A 22,724-nucleotide genomic window follows, 5' to 3' on the forward strand; every position below is an offset into this window, starting at 1 on the left:
CTGAAGGGGAGAGCGTTTCGCTACAGCCCAAACACCTTCGCCATAGCCTTTTCCAGCATCAGCATTTGCCAGATGGTGCGGCCATGGTCGCGGCGGCCCGACTGGTGTGCGGCGACGAGGCGGCCGACCTCGGCCATATTGAACCAGCCCGACCGGGCGAGCGTGGATGAAGCGGCGAGCGCGCGCGCCGTTTCCGCGAGTGGCCCGCGAAACCAGGCCGAAATCGGCGTGACGAACCCCATCTTTGGCCGATACAGAATTTCGCGCGGCAAATAGGGTTCCATGGCACGCTTGATAATCGCTTTGCCCTGCCCGCCTGACACGCGCATCGACGCCGGCAGGCTGGCCGCAAATTCGACAAGGCGATAGTCGAGCAGCGGTTCACGCACTTCCAGGCTGACCGCCATGCTCATCCGGTCGGTCTTGGTCAGGATATCGCCGGGCAGCCAGATTTTGAGGTCGGCATATTGCGCGCGGTCGAGCGGCTCGCGGGCTGGTGCCTCCGCCATCGCCTGCCAGTAACGCGCCTCGCCGCGATGGTCGCCCAGTGCGGTACGTGCCGCGTCATTGAACAGCCGCGCGCGCTGAATGGGCGCAGTGACGCCGACCGCTTCGGCATAAGCGGTGGCACCGTCGCGCGCCAAGCTGGCGAGCGTGGCGCGGGCGCGCAAGGGGCGCGGGGCCCAGTCCAGTTGCGGCCAAACGCGCGCCAGCGGACCTAGCAGGCTGCGGCGCAGCGCGGCGGGGATGAAACCGCGCAGCCGTTCTTCCTGATGCTGGAAAACATGGCGGCGGTAACCGGCGAAAGCCTCGTCCGCGCCATCGCCGGACAATGCCACCGTCACCTCTTCGCGCGCAAGTTCGCAGACCCGAAATGTCGGGAGTGCGCTGGCGTCGGCAAAGGGTTCGTCGAAATGGTCGGCGATCCGGTCGATCAGCGAAAAATCGTCCGCCGCAACGATGCGGCTGCGGTGGTCGGTGGCAAAACGGTCGGCGATTTGCCGTGCATAGACGGTTTCGTCGAGCGAAGCCTGGTCAAAGCCAATGGTGCAGGTTTTGACCGCCTTGCTGCTCGCCTCGGCCATCAGCGCGACGACGCTGCTGCTGTCGACCCCGCCCGAGAGGAAAGCCCCCAACGGCACATCGGCAACCATGCGGTCGCGCACCGCGGCACGCATCAGGTGGACAAGTTGTTCGGCGCATTCGCCCTCGCTGGCCTTGACCCTGCGCGAGAAATCGGGCCGCCACCAGCAGGTCGGCGGCGACACCGGCTTGCCCCGTTCGATAAGCATATAATGGCCCGCTGCCAGCTTTTCGACGCCCGCAAGGATGCTGGTGTCGTCGGGGACATAGCCAAGCGCCAGGAAATCCTCGACCGCGCTCAGCCGGGCTTCGCGGCGCAGCAGCGGGTGCGCAAGCAGGCCCTTGAGTTCGCTGGCAAAGGCAAGCGCGCCGTCGCTAAGCTGTGCCAGATGCAGCGGTTTGACGCCGAGCCGGTCACGGGCGAGGAACAGGCAGCCGCGCCTGGCATCGTGAATGGCAAAGGCAAACATGCCGTTGAGGCGCGCGAGGCACCCCTCGCCCCATTGCCGCCAAGCCGCGATGATGACTTCGGTGTCGCCGTCGGTGCGGAAGTGATAGCCGCGCCCTTCAAGTTCGCGCCTGAGTTCCTGGAAGTTATAGATCTCACCGTTGAAGCTGATGGTGACCGCTTCATCGTCACTGTGCATCGGCTGCGGGCTGCCGTCGATGTCGATGACCGAGAGGCGGAGGTGGCCCAGGCCAACGCCGGGCGCTGTCCAAACGCCCGACCCGTCGGGGCCGCGATGGCCCATAGGGGCAAGCATCGCGCGGACGCGTGCCGGATCGACCGGTTTAGCCGTTTCGTGATGATAAAGACCTGCAATGCCGCACATGACATGGGCCCTAACCGCTTTCGCGGCCGTGGTCAGCCATTTCGGATGAGCCGTTCGATATTGATGGCAGGATCATTGGCGGGCCGGTCGAACCAACGATGGGCGACCAGCATCACTGCAATCAGCGTGACCGCAAAGAAAACCCATCCATAAATAAGGTGATCGACACCGGTGGCATAGGCATGGCCCCAGTTTTCCGCGATCACGATAGTGCCAAAAGCGCGCAGGGCGTTGGCAAGGATGGTGGTCAGCAGCGCGCTGGCGACAAAGACGATGCGCCGCTTCCAGCTTTTGAAACACAGGTGCGCGGCGAGCATGGCGAAGGCCGCCATCGCGACCAGAAACATGACGCCCGAACAGGCCTCGGCCACCACAAACATGCCACTGGGGGTGGTAATGTAAAGGCCATCGAGCGTCGCCGGGATACCTGAAAGTGCGAGCAGCGGCATCGTCAGCTGCGCCGTGATATGCTGGAACAACGGCACGACTTCGTCACCAAATGGCACCAGCAACCAAGTATAGGCGAGTGGAAAGGCCAGTGCACGAACGAGCACGGGTCCGAGCGCCACTAGCACGGTGGCTTGCAGCAAAAGCACGACGCCGAGATGGCGGAGCAAAGCAATGTCAGTCGCCTGCCCGGCCGCCCAAACACCAAGCGCCCCGAGCAGCGCCAGCCCGCCCGGCAACCAGAGTGTTGGCGTCAATGTCGCGACAAGTCTGGCGCGTTCAGCGACCAGCCAAACGAGTATCGCCGGTATGAGCAAAATATGGTTGTAGGTGGAGCTGGTCCACCAGATGCTGACCATATGCGCAATGTCGCGCGCGAACAGCGCGGCAATGGTCACCCACAACAGTGCAAGCGACACAAGGGGGCGGTGCCAGGGGCGGGCCAGCGTCATGACGGCAATCCCAAGTGCCGCGCGAGCGGGGCAAGCATCGCTTCCCAGCCATAGCGATCAATCATGCGCTGGCGCGCTGCTTCGCCCATGGCAGCAGCAGTCGCAGGGTTTGCGAACAGCTCGAGCACCTCTCGCGCCATATTTGCTTCCATCGCCAAGGGATCGGCAATGCGCAAATGCTCGCCATGAGCAGCGTCGATGCCCTCGGCAGCGGCGGGGGTTGTGACCACCGGCCGCGCCATTGCCATTGCCTCGAGCAGCTTGTTCTGCACGCCGCGCGCCATCAACAGCGGCGCGACCACCACATCGGCGGCGGCCAGCCACGGGCGCACATCGGGCACTTCGCCCGTCACCTCGATGCCGGGCCAGCCTGACATTTCTGTCACCTCGGGCGTCGGGGTGCGGCCCACAACCGCAAAACGGGTGGCCGGGTAGAGCTTGCGGACGATGGGGAAAACATGTTGCCCGAACCAGCGCACAGCATCGATATTGGGCCGATAATCCATCTGGCCGGTAAAGACGATCAGGCGGCCTTTGCCTTTTCTCAGGCGGACAAAGTCAGCGTCAGGCGCAAAGCGGGCGGTGTCGATACCGTTTTCCAGCGCATGGACCCGATCGGCGCCAAGGCCGCTGCGGGCGCGGAACAGCGCCGCTTCAGCCGTGCTGACGAAGAGGTTGGCATCGGCGCGTCGAGCGATCTTGGCTTCATAGGCAGCAAGCACACGCGCCTCACGGGCGTAAACCCAGCGGGTCGCTGGATTGGCCTCGCCCTCAGCGTAATGATGGAACTTTGCCGAATCGACGTCGACGAAATCCATTACGACGCGCCCAGCAAAGTGATCGCGCGGAGGGATAAACTGGCCCATCTGGCCCGAAAAGCCGACGATATGGGTGATATTGCCGTGCCTCAACAGATTGCCAACGTGCCGGGCAAGGCCCGCATGACCGAAGGCGGTAACACTTGCGGGTGCACGGCGGACGAGCGATTGCAACAGCGCGGCGGGGCGGCTGCGCGTCCGCACTGCGAGGTTGAGGCTGACGGTCAACGGGGCGAGTTTGGTGCGCGCGGTGTCGGCGTCGGCCTCGCTGTCGCACAGCGCAGCAACATGCACCGGGGCCAACTTCGTCAGCGCTTCGAACATATGCCAGCTGCGGATCCGGTCGCCGCGGTCGGGTGGCCACGGCGCGCGGTGGGCGAGGAACAGGATTTCGGTCATTGTTCGCGACTCAACCGAAGCCCTGAGCCTGTCGAAGGGCGCGGCGCGTGGATGCACCGACAGTGCTGTCCTGCGCCACGTGCTTCGACAAGCTCAGCACTGCGGTGTTCTGGCGAGCCGGTTCGCATTCTACCCCAGTCCGCGCGAAATATGCGGGCCCACAGCGTTGGCGAGCCATAGCGGCAGGCGTTTCCACAATTCGACGCGGCGCTGATATTGTGCGCTCGCCGGATTGGTGTTCCGCGCAGTCTGACCCGCTGCGAGCCACCGCGCATAGACCAGCGGATGTGGTTCAAAGCCCCAATTCTTTTTGTAGGCAAAGGGTCCCGTGCCGACTTTCGACCGCCCGAAATCGAAGCGGGTGCAGCCGCGAGCGCGGGCATGCCGCATCAGCGCGAAATAGAGGAGTTCGTTGGCGCGGGCCTTGCGCGCTTCGGCCAGCCCTCCACCCCAATAGGGCATCACGGTGCCGCGCCAGTAAAGGCTGAGGACGCTCGCAATTGGGCGGCCATTCGCTCGAACGGTCAGAACGTCAGCCGCCCCTCCGAAACGCGCGAGCACTTCGGCAAACAGCGCGCGCGGGAAGACGGGGGTGCCAAGGTTGCGGACACTGGTGGCATAGACCCGGTAATGGTCGCGCTGTTCCACCTCTCCGCTGCCGGTGCTGACGGTCAGCGCGCTATCGAGCGCCTTGCGCACCTCGGCGCGCTGTTTGCGTGGGATGGCGAGCAGCTCGGCGGCGTCATCGGCGGCAAGGTTGCGGGCGAAGCCGGCGTAGGCACCGTCTTCTCCCAACCACTGCGGCGCTACAGGGATGGGTCCACCGCGCAGCTCGATGGTAGGCACGCCGAGCTGGCTGGCGAGACCGACGGCGGCATGCGCAAGTGCTGCGGCGCTGGCTTCGTCCTTGGCGAGGATTCCGCCGCTAACCCCGAACGCGCTACCGACCAACGCCTGCCCGAACAGCGGCGATTTGACATGATGTAGCGGCAGGATTCCGGTGATTTGCCCTGCCCCATCACGTGCCGCCAACGCATGCGCGCGGTGGCCGGTGGCGGCGCACACGGCTTCGCTCCAAGCCCGACTGTGAAAGGGGGTGGCGGCGGGTGATGCCGCGACGAATGTGTCCCACGCGCACGCATCGGTGAGCGGGGCGACGGTCAATGCGGGCCGTGGATGGTACGGCGCATTCATGCCGCCTCACGCCACGCGGTGGCGCGCTCCGCCAGCTCCGGGACGATGGCATCAACGCGGTCCCATTGGAAATCACCCAGCATCCGTTGCAGTTTGCCAGCCATGGCCGACAAGCCAGTGTAGTGGCGCAGTTTCGACCTTAGCGGAGCGCCCGCGACGCGCGGCTGGCTAGGGTCAATCTCCCAAGGGTGGAAATAGAGGATGGCTGGGTGACCTTCCCCGTTAATCTGCTCGATTGCCCAGCGGGTGACGCCATAGGGCAGGATGCGCATGAAGCCGCCGCCGGCTGCCACGCTGCGCCCGGCAAAGCGCGCGGTGGTGACCGGCCATTCGATCAGATCACTGTCGGCGAGCGGCCGCCACGCATGGCGCGGGCTGGCGGGCCAGCCATAATGATCGTGCACCACCGGCGCGACGCTCGATGAATAGGCAAAGCCCTGTTCGGCCAGGATGGCGTGCGCCCAGGGCGTGCGCGGGTCGATCGAGAAGCTGGGGGCACGATAGCCGGTGACTGCGGTGCCGCCCGCATCCTCTAGGATCGCACGGCTGTGCTTCAAATCGGCGGCGAACTGGTTGGCGGTCAGGGTGAAGACACGGGCATGGTCATAGCCATGGCTGGCGAGCTCATGCCCCGCCGCAACGATGCGCCGGATCAGCGCCGGATACCGCTCGGCCACCCAGCCCAGCGTAAAGAAGGTGCCTTTGACCCCGGCGGCATCGAACAGCGCCAGTACGGCATCACAATTGCGTTCAACACGGCAGTCGAGCTTTGACCAGTCGGCACGGTCAATCGTGGTTTCAAAGGCACCGACCTGAAACCAATCCTCAATATCAACCGACAGCCCATTGATTATCATGAGGCATATCCCGCTCAGGCGGCCCAATTGTTCATTTGTGGCGCGCCTGCAGGATCGCGTTCGACCCATTCGATCAGCAGGTCGAGCACGCGGCGCAGGACTTCGTCATGGTCGCTGATCTGGGATTCCAGCGCGGCGATACGCGCTTCCAGCGCGGCTATATTTGGCCCGGGCGCGCCGGGTGCCACCTCTGGTGCGGGCGGCCAGCTCAGCTTTTCTGCTGACGCCGGTTCGGGCGCGCGCGCAGTCAGCACCAGTTCGGGTTCAGCCTGTGCAACAGGCGCGGGTGCGCGTGCAGCAGCCACGGGCTGATTAAAGCCGCCGTCCGCCGACATTTCGGCGACCACTGCGCGCACATGCGCGCCGGTGATGCGGCTGAGCTTTTCCAGCGCGCCCAACAGCAATACCCGGCTGACCAACACATTCAGGCGGCGCGGCACACCGTCGCTATGTTCATACAGCAAGGAAATGGCATCGGGCGCGAAAGTCGGGTTGCCCGACCAGCCAACTTTGCCAAGCCGGTGCAGGATATAGGGCTCGACCTCTTCAGGCTCCATCGGGTCGAGATGGTGGGTTGCAATCACGCGCTGGCGCAGTTGTTCCAGCGTCGCCGACTGGAACAACGTGGCACGAAACTCGGGCTGGCCGAGCAAAAAGATCTGGAGCAGCGAATGGCCGCCCAGCTGGAAATTGGACAGCATGCGCAGCTCTTCAAGGGCCACGACCGGCAAATTCTGCCCCTCGTCAACAATCAGCAACGTACGGCGCCCGGCGCGCGCCTCTTCGCGCAGGAATTGTTCGATGAAGCTCAAGAGCTCGGCCTTGCCCAGCCCTTCCCAGTCGAGGCCGAATTGTTCGGCGATAAGCTGGAGCAACGCCTCACCGCTGACCGCGGTCGAGACCAGCTTCGCGGCGGTCAATCGATTGGGATCGATGTTGTTCATCAAATGGCCGACCAACGTGGTTTTGCCCGCGCCAATGTCACCGGTAATCACGATGAAACCTTCGCCCTGCGCCAGACCATAGCCCAGATAGGACATGGCTTTGCGATGCGTTGCGCTTTCAAAATAGAAATGCGGATCGGGGGTCAGCTGAAACGGGCGTCCCTTAAGGCCATAATATTGATCGTACATTTGTTTATCCCCGCCTTCCGGTCAGAAATTGTAACGCAGGCCCAGCAGCGCCGAACCGATGAGTTCGCTGTTGAAGCCATCCTGATCAAAGCTGCTGAGCGTGGCAGCCGCCGTGCCCGTGAGCTGGCGCCAGAAACGATGGGTATAGGTGACCCCCGCCCCCATCGCCGTGACATCGCCCGCGCCGGGCGCGCCATTATCGAAGTAGTTGAACGTGACGGTACCGGTCAGGTCGCTATCGCGATCCAGCTGGCGCGCGGCCGAGACGAAGGCATAATAATTTTCGTCGGTTATGCCATTGAAGGGGGCCAGCACCGAACTCGCCGGAACCAGCAATTTGCGCCGGTCATAGCCGCCACCGACACCCAAATTCCATCCCGCCGCAGTGCGCGACAGCAGCGCCTGCACGCCCCGGCTGCGGAATTGTGTTGCCGTGGCGCTGCCGAGCGCAGGGCTTAGACAGCCCGAACCCTGATTGCCGAACACACAGGTACCAATGCCGCCATCCAGCGGATTGCGGACGAATTCGAATTGTGTCGGCAAGTCCGAAAGCCCGTTCGACAGCGAGCGGCCAAAGCTGGAAATGCCGTCATAGACGCCGACCTGCAACAGCATGGCGTGGTTGGGGCGATAGCTGAATGAACCGGTGAAGATGGTGTCACCATAGCGCCGCCCGACTTTTGCCGTCAGCGAAGTGCGGCGGCTCGGCTGCCACATCACGCCGACGTCCCAGATCAGGCCGTCGATGTCATAGGCCAGTTGGCGCGGGCTGGTGGGGTCGGTGACAAGGCGGCCATTGACGGTGCGCACGGGCACTCCGCCCGCGTCGAGCAGCGGCTCGCGCTGGCTTATTTCAATATCCTCATAGCCGACCCCGCCGAGCAGCGCGACGCTGGGTGAAATCGGCACGGTCACATCGGCGCGGACATATTTGCCGTCGAAGCGCTGGTCGAGCTGGCTTGCCTCTTCGCGTTCCCATCCGCCCGACACCTGCCAGCCAAAGGGCAGGTCACCGGGCCGCTGGCCGACACTGGCCCAGGCGGCGTGGTTGGTTGAATCGTCAAACACGTCGGCGGCCAGCGTGCCGGGAGCAAGGATGGCGGCGCTTTCGATATCAACCTTGCTATAGCCAAAGCGATAGCCCGCGCCGACATCCAGATTGGCAATGCGCGTCGCAAAAGTCGGACCCGCATAGACACTGTAGACATTGGCCACATTGCTGCGATTGCCGGTGATGACATTGTTGGCGGCGCCCGCCCCATCGGCGCGCGTCCGGCTGGCGAGTGCGCCGGCCTCCAAATTGAATCCGCGGGCCACTTCCAAGCGTCCGCGAGCGAGGCCCGATATCACGTCCTGATCGGCCAGCCCGTCCGACAGGCCGAAACGGCGTTCATATCGGATGCTGGCGGCGAGTTCGGCGCGGCGCGTGGTGATGCTCGCATCGACCCCGGCAGCGACGGTGGAATAAGTCAACACATCGCCGCCGTTTTTGAGGTCGGCGGTCAGGATCGCCCCAACTTCCAGATAGGGCTGGACTTCGGTGCGCGTTTGGCGCGGACGGCGCGCTTCGGCAGGAGCGGCGGCGGCGGGCTTTGCATCGCTGGCTTCAGGCGCGGGGCCGCCAAAATCCTGCGCCTGCGCCGGGACCGCCGCAATCAGCATGGCGAGAATGAGCCCAGTGCGGATCATGCGCCGCTTCCTTGGCCATAATAGGTGCCGAAGCGGCGGCCACCGGGGGAAAATTTGACACCATTGAGCAGCAGCTGGATGTGCGGGCAGGCGCTGACCAGCCCGACCGCATCGCGCAGCGACGGTTCCAGCGTTTCATCGGCGCGTACCACCATCACCAGCTGGCCCACATGTCCTGCCAGCACGGCGGCGGGCGACGCGGCGAGGATCGGCGGCGAATCGATCAGGATGATGCGGCCCGGCGCACCCGCCTCGAGCCGCGACAACAACGCCTCTGTCCGCGACGAGGCGAGCAACTCGCTGTCACCGTTGGTCGATTGGCCTGAGGGCATGACCTTGAGACGCGGCAGATCGGTCTGGATCAGGCAGTCACCGACCGGCAGGCGCGGATCGGCCAGCGCGTCCATCAAACCAGGGCCATCTTCAAGGCCGAGTGTGCGGACGATGCTCGGCTTCGCCATATCGCCGTCGATCAGCACCACGTCATGATCGGCCTCGGCCGCGAGGCTGAGCGCCAGATTGATAGCGCTGAAGGTCTTGCCTTCGCCGGGGTTGGCCGAGGCAATCAGGATACGGTGCCCGCGCGGCAGCATGGGGCGCCCGGGCGCGCCGGTGATGCCGCGGATCAGCTCGCGTTTGATGATGCGATATTCCTCGGCGATGCCGCTGACCGCACTGCCGGGGACAATCATCCCCATCGTGGCCAACGCGTCAGCATTGATGGTGCCGTTGCGGGCGGGTGTGATGGCTGGCTCGGCGCGCGGGGTTGCGGCCGGCGCAGCCGGGGCCGCAGGCGCAACCTCGGCGAGCGGTGCCTGCACCCGCGCGCGGCGCATGCGTTTGCCGGGTTCCGGCGGCAACCCCGTCAGGTCGATTGCCGGAGCGCTGGCCAGCGGATCGGTGCCAAAGAAATCAGCGGCGCGCTCCAGCGAAGAGGCGGATTTCTTGATGGGACGGTGCTCGGTCATGGCTGCCTCCTCCGCCTCACGCGACCATGCCGCGCTGGACAAACTCAACGACCAGCAAGAGCGCGAAGAGAGCGAGCAGCGCGACGCCGCCGCCGCCTAGCCAGACCAGTTTCTGTTTGCGGTCGGTGCGGCGCGCCGGGGTGACAACTTCGGTAATCGAACCGATCACCGGTAGCCCGCTCGCGCGCGCGAGCTTGCCAACCGTCGCATAGGTGGGGCGAACCTGCGCCAGGCCAAAGGCCGTGCCGATGCCGCCGCCAATGCCCGCGATCAACACCAGTGCCAGGAATAGCGGGCGATTGGGCGCGACGGGTGCACGCGGCTTGCTCGGCGGATCGGTCAGTTCGACACGGAGCGCATAAGATTCGGTGTCCACTTGACCGCGCAGCCGCACCTGCTCGCGCTGGGCCAGCAGCCGGTCATATTGGTCCTTCTGCACCCGGTAATCGCCGTTCAGCCGTTCATATTCGGACGCGATGCCGGGTTCGGCAATCCGCTTGGCGGTGATTTGGGCGATCTCGCCATTCAGCTGTGCCTTGCGCGCGGCGAGCGCGCTGACGGTTGCTTGGCGTTCGGCGCGCACCGCCGCGAGCGACGTATAAGCCGGATTGGGCGCAGTACCGCCTGCGTTCGGTCCTTCGCGCGCCGCCTGCGCCGCAAGGGCGTCAATCTGGGCTTTAAGCGCCAGAACATCGGGATGCGCATCGGTAAGCCCGCGCGCGCGTAGCGACGCCAGTTCGGCGCGCGCACCCGCCAATTGCTGACGCGCGACCCCGCCGCCGGTTGCATTGAGGCCCGGCGCAGCAACGGTAGCGGGAACGCCCGCAAGCTGGCCATTGGCTGCCGCCAGTCCACCCTGTGCTGCTGCCAGTTGCCCTTCGACCTGCGTCAGTTCGCTGCGGAGCTGTTCGAGCCGCATCGCCGGCGAACCGCTGCCGCCCGGAATCATGCCGATATTGGCCGCTTCAAACGCGGCGCGCTTGGCCTCGGCCTGGCGCAACGCCTGTTCGCGGCTCGCCAGCTGGCCATCGAGGAATTTCAGGCTGTCGCGCGCGTTCATCTGGCCGCCGCGCAATTGTTCCTCGCGGAACACGGTGATCAGGCTATCGAGCACGGCGCTGGCCAATTTGGCATTGTCGGCGTCGGACAGGCTGCCCACGCCAACTGTCGAGATTAATTCAAAGATATTATCCTGTTGGGCAATAACCTTGATATTATTTTGCAGCATCGCCACGACATCTTGCTTGTCGCGGTCGCTGGCATTGGCCGCGATCAGGCCGGTCGCCACTGCGACCCGCTCCATGTTGCGCGTGCCGGTGAGCGTTTGGCGAATCTGGTCGATCTGTTGCTGGTTCGACAGGCCGCCGCTGGCCGACGCATCGGGCAGGATGTCGTTGATCTGAACGACAATGCGAGCCCGCGATTCATAGCTGTTGGGGATCATCGCGATCATCAGCCAGCCAAGCAGGCAAATCCCCCACGCGACCGCCAACACCAGCCAGCGGCGCGTCCACACGCTGTGCAGGGCAATCCGGAATTCGTCGTACAGGCCGTTCATTTTGTGCTTTCAGCGCGCGGCAAGCGGGTCAAAACATGCTTTCGGGGATGATGATGACATCGCCTGGCTGGAGCCGGACGTTGGCCTTGATATCGCCGCGTTTGATGAGATCGCCCAGGCGCAGCGCATATTCGCTCTGTTTGCCGGTGCCCGGTTCGTAACGCACCAGCCGCGCCTTGTTGCCCGCCGCATATTCGGACAGGCCGCCAACAGCGATCATCGCGTCGAGCACGGTCATGTTGGCGCGGAACGGAATGGAGGCGGGTTTTTCGGTTGCGCCGACCACGCGCACCTGCTGCGAGAAGGTGCTGTTAAAGCTGGTTACGATCACGCTGACGATGGGATCGTTGATATATTGGCTGAGCTGAAGCTTGATATCCTGCTGCAGCATCGTCGGCGTTTTGCCCACGGCGGGCAGATCGGTGATCAGCGGGGTGGTGATGCGCCCATCGGGCCGTACCTGCACCGTCCCGCCCAGTTCGGGATTGCGCCACACAAAGATCTTAAGCTCGTCGAGCGGGCCGATGACATATTCATCGCCGGGCCCTTCCTGCCCGTCCACAAAATTGGCAGCGGGCAGTTGCGCGCTACCACCCGGGCCGCCGGCGCAAGCCGTGAGCATGATGGCGGCCAGACCGCTTGCCAGCATCGTGCGCGCCAGTGCCAAAAATCCCGTCATATCGCTTCACCCTTCCACCACGCGGCCCCGTTCGAGCGGGCCGCGCAGAGTCACTGCTTCAGCATCCAGCCATGGCGAAGATTGGTGAACAGAGGGTTAGGATTGCTGGTCCGCTGGCAATAAAATTGGCTGAAATGTGCGGAAATTAACGCTTGTCAGACCAGCCGTTCCAAAGCGGGACCGTGCCCCAGAAAAGATGAAGGACTGGCGCTCGCGCCATAAGCCCCGGCCATGAAAATCGCCACCAGGTCTCCGATTTCGGCGTGTGGCAGATGCAGCTGATCACCGAGCCGGTCGAGCGGCGTGCACAGACAGCCGACCACCGTCGCGACCTCGCTGGGGGCGCGGTCAAACCGGTTGGCGATGGCGAGCGGATAATTGCGGCGCACCACTGTGCCGAAATTTCCGCTGGCCGCGAGTTGATGATGAAGGCCGCCATCGGTGACCAGAAATGTTTCGCCATGGCTGATCTTGCGGTCGATGATCCGGCACAGATAAACTCCGGCTTCGGCCACCAGCCAACGCCCTAACTCGATGGCAAAGCGGGTGGAACCAAGGCTGTCTGGCCGTTGGCCGAGCGTGTCGGCAAGCGCCGCGCCAATGGCCGCCACATCAAGTGCGGTGTCGCCGGGAAAATATGGCACGCCAAAACCCCCGCCCAGATTGACGAGCGGCGGCACGGCGCCCACGGCATCGGCCAGCGCGGCCGCCAGCGCCACGGTTTGCGCCTGCGCAGTGATGATGGCTTCCGCATCAAGTGCCTGTGAACCGGCGAAAATATGGAAACCTTGCCAATCGACACCCTGATTAATGAGCTGCTTTACCAGCGCCGGCACCGCATCGGCATCGATCCCGAAGGCTTTGGCGCCGCCGCCCATTTTCATGCCTGACCCTTTGAGGTCAAAGCTGGGGTTAACGCGCACAGCGAGGCGTGGACGGACCCCGAGCTGGTGTCCGATGTAGAGCGCACGCGCCGCCTCACTCGCCGATTCAAGGTTGATCGTCACGCCCGCCATAATCGCCGCGCGCAATTCGCGGTCGCGCTTGCCGGGGCCAGCAAAGCTGATGTGCTGGGGCACCATCCCGGCGGCAATAGCCATATGCATTTCGCCGCCCGAAGCAATGTCGATACCATCGACCAGCTCGGCCAAATGCGCCAGCAGCGGTGCAAAGGGGTTGGCCTTCATCGCATAATGGATGCTGAGCCCCGGCGGCATCGCGGCGCGCAGAGCCGCAACCCGCGCGCTCAGCATTGCCCGGTCATAAACGAACAATGGCGTGTCGCCCTCCACCGCGACCAGCCGGTCGGCACGCTGACCACCGATCAGCAACATGCCGTCGGCATCGGCGCGAAAGCCCGCAGGAATAGCCCCCATCTGCTTCATACGGCCGCTTCCTGTTGCCAGTTCGCAGCGATGGCGACCCGGTCCAGCTTGCCGTTGGCGTTGCGCGGCAGGTCGCACCGCCAGACGATAGCGCGCGGCTGCATGAAATTGGGTAGGGCCGTGCGGAGTGCAGCGGCGAGCGCGCCATCCTGCGTGCCATCGCCGCGTGCCACCAGGATGATCGCTGCACCAAGTCGGTCGTCGGCAATGCCGAACGCGACGGCTTCATTGGCGAAACCCGAAGCGATGACGGCATCTTCGATCTCGCTGGGGCTGACGCGGTTGCCCGCCGTCTTGATCATCGCATCGTCGCGGCCGATAAAATAGAGCAGGCCCTTGGTATCGCGGTGCACGGTGTCGCCCGACCATACCGCAGTGCCGCCATAGCGCGACGCGGGCGGTGCGGGCTTGAAGCGCATCGCGGTTCGCTCGCTGTCCTGCCAATAGCCCTGCGCCACCAGTGGGCCGCAATGGACGAGTTCGCCCGGCTCACCTGCATCACACAGACTGCCGTCGGGGCGGCACACCAGAATTTCGGCATGCGGAATGGCGCGGCCCATCGACGTGGGGTGGGCCGCAACCAGTTCGGGCGGCAGAAATGTCGAACGAAAGGCCTCGGTCAGTCCGTACATCGGCCAAATCGCCGCCGCTGGAAAAGTCTGGCGCAGCTGGTCGATGAGTGCGGGTGTAAGCGCGCCGCCGCTGTTGGTCAGTCGTTTGAGGTGCCGCGCGCTGTCCGGTGGCCAATCGCCCTCCACCAGTTGCACCCAAAGGGGCGGGACCCCGGCAAGCGTGGTGGCGCGAAAACGCACCACGGCGCGGACGACGTCGCGCACGGTCAGGTAATCGAGCGGTACGACGCTTGCCCCGGCATGCCATGCGGAAAGCAGCTGGTTCTGGCCATAGTCGAAGGCGAATGGCAGCAGCGCCAGCACGCGGTCGGCGGGCGTCAGGTGCAAGTAACTTGCAACGCTTTCCGCGCCCAACCACAAATTGGCATGGCTGAGCATCACGCCTTTGGGCCGCCCGGTCGAGCCGCTGGTATAGAGGATCGCGGCCAGGTCGTCAGGCGCGGCATCCGAGGGGGGCAGTATTTCGCCAAAGTCATCAATAGCATTTTCGGCGGTTGCCAGATCGATGACGGCGCAGCTCGGCCGCAGGGTCAATGTCGCCGCGCGCGCCGCGTTGGTCAGCAGCAGCGCCGCACCGCTGTCGTCCAAAATATGGTCGGCCTGCGCGCCTTTGAGCAACGGGTTAATCGGTACATGCACCAGGCCGGCGCGCGCAGCGGCGAGCGGAAGCAGGCACGCCAAACGGCTTTTTGCGGTCCAACTGGCGACGCGAGCGCCCCTTGCGGGCACCTGACCGGCCAGCCATGCCGCGAGACGTCCGACCCCGGCCTCCAGCGCCGTAAAGTCCATCACCATGTCACCCATCAGCAGCGCGGGTGCATTGGGCACGCCGCACAGCGCCAGATGGTCAAGCGGGTGGGACGGTGGCGGCGCGGTCATCGGCTGTTAGGAACCTGCATGATAAGCCTGCGCTTATGGGCTGGAACGGTGAAGATCACACTAACGCGCAGGTCGCAGCGGCGCCAAACACGGTGCCGCTGGGGGTCGCCGGCCCGTTCGACCGTGCCGACTGGTTCGACCGCCTCGCGGCCATGCATTTCAAGGGCTTGCCTCGCGTGGATGCCTATGGACGGTCCGAAAATGCGGCGGCGTGGTTGCCGCTGATTGAGACGCGCCCCGGTGCGCGGGCGAGCCTGGCCAACTGGTATAGCTTCGTACATCGTCCGCAATTCAGCGGTGCACGCGACGCCACCGCCCAGACGCTGGCTCTTACCGACCTGTGCGCCGGACTGCGGCGTAGCGCCGCGCGCCTCACGCTCTATCCTGTCCCCGAAGTCGATGGCTCGCTCGCCATGTTACGCGCCGCACTGACAGGCGCTGGCTGGTGGGTGAGCGCGCGCCCGGCAGGCGACAACCACTGGCTTGATCTGGACGGACAGAGCCATGACGACTGGTGGGCGGCACGTCCCGGCGAGCTGCGTAGCACCGTCACGCGTAAGGCCAAAAAGGGATTGGTCGATATCACCATCACCGACCGCTTCGACGCTGCGGTTTGGGCCGATTATCAGCGCATCTATGCCGCCAGCTGGAAGCCCGAGGAAGGCAATGCCGCCTTGCTGCGCGCCTTTGCCGAGGCGGAGGGCGCGGCAGGACGGCTGCGGCTTGGCCTCGCCCGGATTGGCGGCGCGCCGGTGGCGGCCCAGCTGTGGACGGTCGAAAATTTCGGTGCCTATATCCACAAGCTGGCGCATGTCACCGACAGCGCTCAAGCGTCGCCTGGCACATTGTTGACCGCCGCATTGTTTCGCCGCGTGATTGAGGAAGATCAGGTCCGCCGCGTGGATTTCGGCACTGGCAACGATCGCTACAAGCGCGACTGGATGAATCGCCACAGCAAATTGTGGCGGATCAAGGCTTTCAATCCCTCGCGCCCCGCCGCATGGGGACCGGCGATTAAGACCACCCTTGCCGATTGGCGGCTGCACCGGAATGATGACTGATATGGACCAGACCGAAACCACCCTGCGTGCTATCATGGCCGATGTATTGGGGCTCGGCACCGCGCGTGCCGCCGCGCTCACCGAGAACAGCGAATTGTTCGGGGCGCTGCCCGAGTTCGATTCGATGGCCGTTGCCATCGTGCTCACCGAGCTGGAAGACCGGCTGGACATCATCATCGATGATGACGAGGTCGATGGCGAATTGTTCGCAACCTTTGGCAGCCTGCTGACATTCTGCCGCGCCAAACAGGCTGCCTGAGCTGCGTGATGGCGATGGTACTGCGCCATGGTCCGCAAGGCGACGGTCCCCGCGTGCTGATCGTGCCGCCGCTGTTCGAAGAGGCCAACCGCATGCGCCGCACAGTGGTGCTAGCGATGCGCGCGTTGGCCGGCTTGGGCATCGCGTCGCTGCTGCCAGACTTGCCCGGGCAAAATGAGAGCCTGATCGCGACCGAGGCCACCGACCTGAACCTGTGGCGCAGCGCCTTGACAGACATTGCCGCGGCCGAATCTGGCCCGGTCATGATGGCAAGCATCCGCGGCGGCGCGCTGATCGATGACGCCGCTGCAGCATCGGGATGGTGGCGGCTGGCGCCGGTGTCCGGTGCCACCCTGCTGCGAACCATGCTGCGCGCAAGGATTGCCAGCGACCGCGAGCGCGGGATAACCAGCAACGCCGATGCGCTGATGTCGGCGGCGCAGCGATCGCCCCTGCTACTTGCCGGGAATCTGCTTTCGCCAAACATGATCGCCCAGCTGCAAGCCGCCGAGCCGGCTGAACCCGAAGCATTATGCACGGTCATGCTGGGCGACGGACCCCAGAATGTCGCCGGAACCGCACTGTGGCTGCGCGCCGAACCCGGCGAGGACCCGGCCATGGCGGCCGCGATGGCAGAAAGCATCTTTGGCTGGATGAGCGCGTGCGGAATGCACTGAGCTTCCCATGCGGTGACGCGGCGCTTGCCGCGACGCTCGACGCTGCCCCCGGGGCGAGCGGGCTGCTCATCGTGTCAGGCGGCAATGAAATCCGCTGCGGCGCGCATCGCGGCATGGCGATGCTGGCTGCGCGGATCGCTGCGGCAGGCCACCCGGTGTTGCGGTTCGACCGGCGCGGGATTGGCGACAGCGAGGGCGAGAATGGCGGCTTCGAAAGCAGCCGTGCCGACATCATCGCAGCGCTGGCCGCCTTTCGCCGCGCCTGTCCCGAAATGAAACAGGTTGTCGCGTTCGGCAATTGCGACGCGGCAAGTGCGTTGCTGCTGCACCAGCCGCTTGATGTCGATGCACTCGTGCTGGCCAACCCCTGGACAATCGAGGACGCGGGCCAGAGCTCCGCTGCCCTGCCCCCGACCAGCGCGATCCGCGCACGCTATTGGCAGCGACTGAAAGATCCGGCGAGTTTGGGGCGGCTGCTGCGCGGCGAGCTTGATTTGGCTAAACTGGGGCGGGGTATCGCGGCGCTCGCGCCGCACGCTGCCCCCTCCGCCAGCAAGCTCGGCCAGCGCGTTGTTGCGGCGATTGCTGCTGCGCCGGTGCCCATCACCATCCTGCTTGCTACGGGGGATCGCACTGCCCAAACCTTTGCAGAGCTGTGGCGCAACGAACCACCACCGGCAGGAGTCCGCGTTGCCAAGCTTGACAGCACAAGTCACAGCTTTGCAGGTGACGACGGTGATTGGCTGGCTGCTCAATTGCTGGGCGTGTTGGGCAAACAAACCTAGCCGCGCGGCGCAAGCCCCTCGATCAACCGCCGGAACCCTTGCGTCAAGGTATCGACATCGACCCCCGGTTCGCCGCGGGCGAGTGCGAACCCAGCATTGTTCATGGCCCCCATCACCAACACGGCCAGCGGCATCGTCGGAAAATCGATAATCCGGCCCTTGTCCTTTAGCATGGAAAGGCCGCCCGCGACGGTCTGTAGCCCCATGCGCGAATCTATCTCGCGCCACTGTTCGGCCCCCAGCACCACTGGCCCGTCAACCGTGACGATGCGGTGGAAGTCGGGCTTTTTCGCAAAGCCGAGGGCCACGCCAAACGAGGCGACCATGGCATCGAGCGGATCGCTGCTTTTGGCGTTGCGGAAACTGGCCATGGCGGCATCGTTTAATTCACCGACCAGCTGTTCAAACACGGCAAGGAAAAGACCCGCCTTTGATCCGAAGTGATGGAACAGCGCGCCAACGGTGACCCCGGCGTCGGCCGCGATGTCGCGCGCCGCGGCCCTACCATAGCCATCGGCCGCGAATCTGCGCCGCGCCGCATCCAAAATCCGGGTGCGGGTTGCCGCAGCATCCGCCGCGCTTCGCCGCGCCATCAGCACCTCCTCGAGCACCCGGTTGGCCCGGGTCGAAACAGCTTAGTATCAGTTGCTTGACGCAGTGCCAACGATTGATACATAACGTTGGTATGTAAAACCCGCGACTCGGACGGCAGTCAGGTCTTGCCCGACTGGGGCGCGCGGTTTTGCTGGCCTGGCGAGCAATGCGACCCGGTCGTCAGGCCATCGGCCCCTGTCACACCGTAAGGCGTGGCGGGGGCTTTTTTTCTGCTTCAGTCCGGCCGAAACGAGCGGCACCGGCCCACGTCGACGTTAGTGGAACACATTAACCCGCGTGAAATTCCGCCTCGGCGAGGAAGCGTTCGGCGTCGAGCGCGGCCATACAGCCCATGCCTGCCGCCGTTACGGCCTGGCGATAGATATGATCGGCAACATCGCCCGCCGCGAACACGCCGGGAATATTGGTGCGCGCACTGCCCGGCTCGACCAGCAGATAGCCGCCGTCATCGAGCGGGAGTTTGCCCGCGAACAGCTCGGTCGATGGCTTGTGGCCGATTGCTACAAAGGCACCGTCGGTGGCAATATGGCTCGCCGCACCCGTTACCGTGTCAGTGAGGTCAACGCCGATCAGCCCTGCCGCGCCGTCGCCACCGACAAATCGGTCGACCTTCTTGTTCCACAACACCGAAATTTTGGGGTTGGCAAAGAGGCGGTCAGCGAGGATTTTCTCCGAGCGCAGACTATCGCGCCGGTGGATCAGCGTCACATCGTCGCTGTGGTTGGTCAGGTAAAGCGCCTCTTCAACCGCGGTATTGCCGCCGCCGATGACCACTACCTTCTTGCCGCGAAAGAAAAAGCCGTCGCACGTCGCACAGGCCGACACGCCCTTGCCGCCCAGTTCAGCCTCGCCCGGCACGCCCAGCCATTTGGCCTGCGCGCCAGTCGCGATGATCAGCGTGTCGCCGACATAGACATCGCCGCTGTCGCCAGTGGCGCGAAACGGCCGCTGGGTCAGGTCGACATCGACCACCGTGTCCCAGATGGTGCGCGTGCCGACATGTTCGGCCTGCGCCTGCATTTCCTCCATCAGCCAGGGACCCTGGATAACGCTGCGAAAGCCGGGATAATTTTCGACGTCGGTGGTGATGGTCAGCTGGCCGCCGGGCTGGATGCCTTGCACCACAATTGGCTGCATCCCCGCGCGCGCGGCATAAATGGCGGCGGTATAGCCCGCCGGACCCGAACCGATGATCAGGCAGCGGGTGGTGTGGGTGGTCGGCATGGTGGTCCTTTGTCCGGAATTTGCAGCTGTGCAGCGCCGCACAGATGGATATTGCCAAGCGCGCTAGCAAGGCGCAGCATCGCCGCCAAGGGGAGATAAGTTGCCCATGACCAGCTGGTGGGACCGTCATATCGTGCCGCGCCTCATCAAATGCGCCTGTTCGCAGGGGCAGATTATGAAGGTGCGCAGCAAGGTCGTTCCGCTGGCGGCGGGCGAGGTGCTGGAGCTTGGCTGCGGCGGCGGGATCAACATGGAATTTTATGATCCCGCGCGGGTGACGCGGCTGGCGGGGATCGACCCGTCGCCCAAGCTGCTGGAGATGACTCGCGCGGCGGCGGCGGAGCGCGGGATTGCTGCCGACATTCAGGGCGGCGTCGGCGAAGCCATGCCCTTTGCCGACGCCAGTTTCGATACCGTGGTGACGACCTTCACCCTCTGCTCGGTCGCCGATCAGGCAGCAGTTTTGTCGGAAATCCGCCGCGTGCTGCGGCCTGGTGGCACCGCGCTGTTTCTGGAACATGGCGCGGCACCCGACGCCGGGGTCGCCAAATGGCAGCGGCGCATCGAGCCGATCTGGAAACGCATCGGCGGCAATTGCCACCTGACGCGCCCGATTACGCGCAGTTATGAAACGGCGGGGTTTGCCGTCGACAAATTGGGCGAAGGGTTCATGCCCAAATCACCGCGCCCGATGGCGTGGGTCGAATATGGGACTGCGCGGCGCACCGCTTGAACGCGTGCACCCGTGGCCTTTGACGCGATTGACTTCATCGCCGTTCCATGATGTCCTGACGCATAATCAGGTGTTTAGGGGAGATACGCGATGGTGAGTCGGTGGCTTCTGACGGGCGCGATCGCTGCGCTGACAATCGCAAATGCGCAGGCGGACGAGACCATTGTGGTCACGGCCATCCCGCTGTCCGAAACCGAAGCCAAACTGGCGGCGTGTCTGGCGCAGGGTTGCGCGCCCGACGCCGATATCGCCGCGAGCCTCGCGCACGCCGAAAACCAGTTCATCGCGGGCAAATATGGCGCCGCGCGCTCAACGCTGGTCGCCGCGTTGGGCCGCAACCGCAAACACAAGGCCGAATATCCGGTGCCCGTTTCGGACCTGCTGCGCGCCAACGCGCGCGTTGCCGAACATATGGGCGAGGCACGCGCGTTTCGGACGTCCACGCTCGATATGCGCGATGTGCTGCGCAGTGCCTTTGGCGCTGATGCCCCGCGCGCGCTGGCGGCGCAGATCGAGGTGGGCGACAGCCGTGCCAAACTCGGCTATCCCGACGAAGCGCACCGCATTTACAGCGAGGTAGAGGAACGCGCGCGTGCGGCCGACCAGCCCCGCATCGCGGCCTTCGCGCAGCTGCGTCAGGGCGCGCTCGCGGTGACGCTGGCCAATGCCAGCAAATTGCCCGAGGATCGCCTTGCTGCCAGCAAAAGGCTGCGCCCGCTTGCCGAAAACACTGACCCGGCGCTCCGCGATTTCCGACTGGCAGCCAATGTCCTCAGCGCCCGCATGGCCAGCCGCACCGGCGACCAGCGCGCCGTGGCTGCGCTGGTGGCGGAGTTCGCCGCCGAGGGCGGGGCCGAGCGGCCGGTGCTGCTGTACGAAGCGCCGCTGGTTACGAAGTATAATTTCGGGCAGGGGGCCGACGCGATATTGGACAACGGACTGGGCGCGCTCGTCTTTCCGAATGCGACACCGGTTGGCCAAACCACGCGCCGCACCAACACGCTGCTGCGGCCCGATGAATGGGCCGATGTGGGCTTCTGGGTCAATGCCGACGGGCGGGTGAGCGAGGCCGAAGTGCTGCGCGCCAGCGGTCCAGAGGATTGGACCCAGGCCGTGCTCGCCAATCTGGCGCAGCGCGTTTACGCCCCGCTCAAGCGCGCGGATGGCGACGTATCGCCGGGCCATTATCTGATTGAGCGCTACACATTGACGGCAACATGGGTTGACGATCCGCGCGGGACCACCGGCACACGCCTGCGCAAACGCGATGCGATCGCGCGCATCGAGCGCATTGACATCACCCCCGATGCGCCAGTGCGGGTTGCGGCGCGCTAAGCCAGCGAGTCACCGTAGCCCTGAGCCTGTCGAAGGGCGTGGCGCAGGAGTAAACAGCGGCTTCGTCCGGCGCCTCGTGCTTCGACAAGCTCAGCACTACGGTGATTTTTCTCCCACCTCGACCAACCCGTGCCCCACGCTGACGCGCTCGTCAAAAACGAAACAGCTGCCATTCCAGCGGCTTTCGCTTTCCGGGATATGTTCGAGGTAGTTGAGGATACCGCCCTTCAAGTGGACGACATCCGCCACGCCTTCGGCGCGCAGGAAGGCGGTGGATTTTTCGCAGCGGATGCCGCCGGTGCAGAACATGGCGATGCGTTTGCCCGCAAAGCTCTGGGCATTGGCGCGCCACCAGTCGGGAAATTCGCCAAAGCTGCGCGTGCCGGGGTCAATGGCCCCCGCAAAGCTGCCATAGCCGACCTCAAAACTGTTGCGCGTGTCGATCACCACGGTGTCCGGATCGTCGATGACGGCGTTCCATTCAGTGGGAGCCACATAGACCCCCACATCGCGCGCAGGGTCGACGCCAGGCACTTTCAGCGTCACGATTTCGCGCTTGAGCCGGACCTTCATGCGTCGGAACGGCTGGGCGGCGGCGGTTGAATATTTGACGTCGAGGTCGACGCAGCCCGGCAGCGCGCGGATATGGGCGACCAACGCCGCAATACCGTCCGCACTGCCAGCGATGGTTCCATTTATGCCCTCACCCGCGAGCAAAATGGTTCCGCAAATGTCCTGCAACCGGCAGAGGTCGAGCAGCGGCTGACGTAGCGCCGCCGGATCATCAAAGGGGGCAAACTGGTAAAGGGCGGCGACGGTGTACATTAAAGCACGATGACATCATATTGCATCGCCGTGATTGCGGCTGGCAGCTTTCCGGCAAGGCGCGGTGCGCAGGACGGGCTGGTGGCCCGTTCCAGCGCCGCAACGCAGTCCGGGGGGCTTCCAGCCGCAACCCCAAAGGGCGGGCCGATTTTGGCCGAGCGCAGCGTCGCTCGTCGTTCACTATGCGTCGGCATGGCTCACTCC

22 protein-coding genes are annotated in these 22,724 nt (G+C 64.6%); 6 read left to right on the forward strand and 16 right to left on the reverse strand.

Features of this window, described 5'->3' with window-relative positions:
* Positions 1–20: 20 nt before the first annotated feature.
* The 12 genes from AC2TC0_RS11860 to AC2TC0_RS11915 all read right to left on the reverse strand — a co-directional run bounded on the left by AC2TC0_RS11860 (position 21) and on the right by AC2TC0_RS11915 (position 15,006).
* Entirely contained in the window at positions 21–1,916 is a 1,896-nt protein-coding gene (locus AC2TC0_RS11860) for an XrtA/PEP-CTERM system amidotransferase (protein ID WP_484717730.1), read from the reverse strand.
* 32 nt (positions 1,917–1,948) lie between these two features.
* Positions 1,949–2,815 carry an exosortase A gene (xrtA, locus tag AC2TC0_RS11865; protein WP_484717731.1) on the reverse strand — a complete coding sequence of 289 codons (867 nt, stop codon included), beginning with the start codon at positions 2,813–2,815 and terminating at the stop codon, positions 1,949–1,951.
* Positions 2,812–4,032 (reverse strand): TIGR03087 family PEP-CTERM/XrtA system glycosyltransferase, encoded by a 1,221-nt coding sequence (locus tag AC2TC0_RS11870; RefSeq protein WP_484717732.1) that lies wholly within the window; start codon positions 4,030–4,032, stop codon positions 2,812–2,814. Before AC2TC0_RS11870 ends, xrtA begins: the two co-directional genes overlap by 4 nt.
* Positions 4,033–4,161: 129 nt before the next feature.
* The gene (locus AC2TC0_RS11875; protein WP_484717733.1) at positions 4,162–5,226 is read right to left on the reverse strand and encodes a FemAB family XrtA/PEP-CTERM system-associated protein; all 1,065 of its coding nucleotides are present in this window, start codon (positions 5,224–5,226) and stop codon (positions 4,162–4,164) included.
* Positions 5,223–6,083, reverse strand: coding sequence for an XrtA system polysaccharide deacetylase (locus AC2TC0_RS11880; protein WP_484717734.1), 861 nt, complete (start codon positions 6,081–6,083; stop codon positions 5,223–5,225). The genes AC2TC0_RS11875 and AC2TC0_RS11880 overlap by 4 nt, the downstream gene beginning before the upstream one ends.
* A gap of 14 nt (positions 6,084–6,097) precedes the next feature.
* Positions 6,098–7,216 carry an XrtA/PEP-CTERM system-associated ATPase gene (locus AC2TC0_RS11885; RefSeq protein WP_484717735.1) on the reverse strand — a complete coding sequence of 373 codons (1,119 nt, stop codon included), beginning with the start codon at positions 7,214–7,216 and terminating at the stop codon, positions 6,098–6,100.
* Positions 7,217–7,237: 21 nt separating this feature from the next.
* Complete coding sequence (locus AC2TC0_RS11890; protein ID WP_484717736.1) at positions 7,238–8,905, reverse strand: hypothetical protein; 1,668 nt, start codon at positions 8,903–8,905, stop codon at positions 7,238–7,240.
* Positions 8,902–9,873, reverse strand: a complete 972-nt coding sequence (locus AC2TC0_RS11895; RefSeq protein WP_484717737.1) for a P-loop NTPase family protein — start codon at positions 9,871–9,873, stop codon at positions 8,902–8,904. The genes AC2TC0_RS11890 and AC2TC0_RS11895 overlap by 4 nt, the downstream gene beginning before the upstream one ends.
* Positions 9,874–9,889: 16 nt before the next feature.
* Positions 9,890–11,431, reverse strand: coding sequence for an XrtA system polysaccharide chain length determinant (locus AC2TC0_RS11900; protein ID WP_484717738.1), 1,542 nt, complete (start codon positions 11,429–11,431; stop codon positions 9,890–9,892).
* A gap of 28 nt (positions 11,432–11,459) precedes the next feature.
* On the reverse strand, positions 11,460–12,110 hold the full coding sequence (locus AC2TC0_RS11905) for an XrtA/PEP-CTERM system exopolysaccharide export protein (RefSeq protein WP_484717739.1): 651 nt from the start codon (positions 12,108–12,110) through the stop codon (positions 11,460–11,462).
* A 155-nt stretch (positions 12,111–12,265) separates the two neighbouring features.
* On the reverse strand, positions 12,266–13,495 hold the full coding sequence (locus tag AC2TC0_RS11910; protein ID WP_484717740.1) for a pyridoxal-dependent decarboxylase, exosortase A system-associated: 1,230 nt from the start codon (positions 13,493–13,495) through the stop codon (positions 12,266–12,268).
* Positions 13,492–15,006, reverse strand: a complete 1,515-nt coding sequence (locus AC2TC0_RS11915; protein WP_484717741.1) for an acyl-CoA ligase (AMP-forming), exosortase A system-associated — start codon at positions 15,004–15,006, stop codon at positions 13,492–13,494. The genes AC2TC0_RS11910 and AC2TC0_RS11915 overlap by 4 nt, the downstream gene beginning before the upstream one ends.
* A 35-nt stretch (positions 15,007–15,041) precedes the next feature.
* On the opposite strand from AC2TC0_RS11915, the gene AC2TC0_RS11920 reads away from it, so the two are divergent.
* From AC2TC0_RS11920 to AC2TC0_RS11935, 4 genes are read left to right on the forward strand one after another with little or no spacing between them, the layout of a single operon-like run.
* A complete protein-coding gene (locus AC2TC0_RS11920) occupies positions 15,042–16,067 on the forward strand; it encodes a GNAT family N-acetyltransferase (protein ID WP_484717742.1) in 1,026 nt (341 codons plus the stop codon).
* Between the two features lies 1 nt (position 16,068).
* Positions 16,069–16,326 carry a phosphopantetheine-binding protein gene (locus AC2TC0_RS11925; RefSeq protein ID WP_484717743.1) on the forward strand — a complete coding sequence of 86 codons (258 nt, stop codon included), beginning with the start codon at positions 16,069–16,071 and terminating at the stop codon, positions 16,324–16,326.
* Between the two features lie 8 nt (positions 16,327–16,334).
* The gene (locus tag AC2TC0_RS11930) at positions 16,335–17,003 is read left to right on the forward strand and encodes a hypothetical protein (RefSeq protein ID WP_484717744.1); all 669 of its coding nucleotides are present in this window, start codon (positions 16,335–16,337) and stop codon (positions 17,001–17,003) included.
* Positions 16,988–17,788 carry a hydrolase 1, exosortase A system-associated gene (locus tag AC2TC0_RS11935; protein ID WP_484717745.1) on the forward strand — a complete coding sequence of 267 codons (801 nt, stop codon included), beginning with the start codon at positions 16,988–16,990 and terminating at the stop codon, positions 17,786–17,788. Before AC2TC0_RS11930 ends, AC2TC0_RS11935 begins: the two co-directional genes overlap by 16 nt.
* On the opposite strand, the gene AC2TC0_RS11940 is transcribed toward AC2TC0_RS11935, so the two are convergent.
* Entirely contained in the window at positions 17,785–18,381 is a 597-nt protein-coding gene (locus AC2TC0_RS11940) for a TetR/AcrR family transcriptional regulator (RefSeq protein ID WP_484717746.1), read from the reverse strand. The two genes, AC2TC0_RS11935 and AC2TC0_RS11940, sit on opposite strands and share 4 nt — an antisense overlap.
* A gap of 289 nt (positions 18,382–18,670) precedes the next feature.
* Positions 18,671–19,627, reverse strand: coding sequence for a thioredoxin-disulfide reductase (gene trxB / locus AC2TC0_RS11945; RefSeq protein ID WP_484717747.1), 957 nt, complete (start codon positions 19,625–19,627; stop codon positions 18,671–18,673).
* Positions 19,628–19,733: 106 nt separating this feature from the next.
* Between trxB and AC2TC0_RS11950 the strand changes: the two genes are divergently transcribed.
* The gene (locus AC2TC0_RS11950; protein WP_484717748.1) at positions 19,734–20,360 is read left to right on the forward strand and encodes a class I SAM-dependent methyltransferase; all 627 of its coding nucleotides are present in this window, start codon (positions 19,734–19,736) and stop codon (positions 20,358–20,360) included.
* 90 nt (positions 20,361–20,450) lie between these two features.
* Complete coding sequence (locus AC2TC0_RS11955; protein WP_484717749.1) at positions 20,451–21,695, forward strand: energy transducer TonB; 1,245 nt, start codon at positions 20,451–20,453, stop codon at positions 21,693–21,695.
* A gap of 96 nt (positions 21,696–21,791) precedes the next feature.
* Here the strand turns inward: AC2TC0_RS11955 and trhO are convergent, their stop codons facing one another.
* Entirely contained in the window at positions 21,792–22,520 is a 729-nt protein-coding gene (trhO, locus tag AC2TC0_RS11960; protein WP_484717750.1) for an oxygen-dependent tRNA uridine(34) hydroxylase TrhO, read from the reverse strand.
* Positions 22,520–22,714, reverse strand: coding sequence for a hypothetical protein (locus AC2TC0_RS11965; RefSeq protein ID WP_484717751.1), 195 nt, complete (start codon positions 22,712–22,714; stop codon positions 22,520–22,522). Before AC2TC0_RS11965 ends, trhO begins: the two co-directional genes overlap by 1 nt.
* Positions 22,715–22,724: the final 10 nt, after the last annotated feature.

Source organism: Sphingopyxis sp. sgz302558, assembly GCF_057220455.1.

Bases quoted from the DNA above. Each gene is read 5' to 3' on its own strand.
- AC2TC0_RS11860 (WP_484717730.1), bottom strand. From the start codon at position 1,916: ATGTGCGGCATTGCAGGTCTTTATCATCACGAAACGGCTAAACCGGTC.
- xrtA (WP_484717731.1), bottom strand. From the start codon at position 2,815: ATGACGCTGGCCCGCCCCTGGCACCGCCCCCTTGTGTCGCTTGCACTG.
- AC2TC0_RS11870 (WP_484717732.1), bottom strand. From the start codon at position 4,032: ATGACCGAAATCCTGTTCCTCGCCCACCGCGCGCCGTGGCCACCCGAC.
- AC2TC0_RS11875 (WP_484717733.1), bottom strand. From the start codon at position 5,226: ATGAATGCGCCGTACCATCCACGGCCCGCATTGACCGTCGCCCCGCTC.
- AC2TC0_RS11880 (WP_484717734.1), bottom strand. From the start codon at position 6,083: ATGATAATCAATGGGCTGTCGGTTGATATTGAGGATTGGTTTCAGGTC.
- AC2TC0_RS11885 (WP_484717735.1), bottom strand. From the start codon at position 7,216: ATGTACGATCAATATTATGGCCTTAAGGGACGCCCGTTTCAGCTGACC.
- AC2TC0_RS11890 (WP_484717736.1), bottom strand. From the start codon at position 8,905: ATGATCCGCACTGGGCTCATTCTCGCCATGCTGATTGCGGCGGTCCCG.
- AC2TC0_RS11895 (WP_484717737.1), bottom strand. From the start codon at position 9,873: ATGACCGAGCACCGTCCCATCAAGAAATCCGCCTCTTCGCTGGAGCGC.
- AC2TC0_RS11900 (WP_484717738.1), bottom strand. From the start codon at position 11,431: ATGAACGGCCTGTACGACGAATTCCGGATTGCCCTGCACAGCGTGTGG.
- AC2TC0_RS11905 (WP_484717739.1), bottom strand. From the start codon at position 12,110: ATGACGGGATTTTTGGCACTGGCGCGCACGATGCTGGCAAGCGGTCTG.
- AC2TC0_RS11910 (WP_484717740.1), bottom strand. From the start codon at position 13,495: ATGAAGCAGATGGGGGCTATTCCTGCGGGCTTTCGCGCCGATGCCGAC.
- AC2TC0_RS11915 (WP_484717741.1), bottom strand. From the start codon at position 15,006: ATGACCGCGCCGCCACCGTCCCACCCGCTTGACCATCTGGCGCTGTGC.
- AC2TC0_RS11920 (WP_484717742.1), top strand. From the start codon at position 15,042: ATGGGCTGGAACGGTGAAGATCACACTAACGCGCAGGTCGCAGCGGCG.
- AC2TC0_RS11925 (WP_484717743.1), top strand. From the start codon at position 16,069: ATGGACCAGACCGAAACCACCCTGCGTGCTATCATGGCCGATGTATTG.
- AC2TC0_RS11930 (WP_484717744.1), top strand. From the start codon at position 16,335: ATGGCGATGGTACTGCGCCATGGTCCGCAAGGCGACGGTCCCCGCGTG.
- AC2TC0_RS11940 (WP_484717746.1), bottom strand. From the start codon at position 18,381: ATGGCGCGGCGAAGCGCGGCGGATGCTGCGGCAACCCGCACCCGGATT.
- trxB (WP_484717747.1), bottom strand. From the start codon at position 19,627: ATGCCGACCACCCACACCACCCGCTGCCTGATCATCGGTTCGGGTCCG.
- AC2TC0_RS11950 (WP_484717748.1), top strand. From the start codon at position 19,734: ATGACCAGCTGGTGGGACCGTCATATCGTGCCGCGCCTCATCAAATGC.
- AC2TC0_RS11955 (WP_484717749.1), top strand. From the start codon at position 20,451: ATGGTGAGTCGGTGGCTTCTGACGGGCGCGATCGCTGCGCTGACAATC.
- trhO (WP_484717750.1), bottom strand. From the start codon at position 22,520: ATGTACACCGTCGCCGCCCTTTACCAGTTTGCCCCCTTTGATGATCCG.
- AC2TC0_RS11965 (WP_484717751.1), bottom strand. From the start codon at position 22,714: ATGCCGACGCATAGTGAACGACGAGCGACGCTGCGCTCGGCCAAAATC.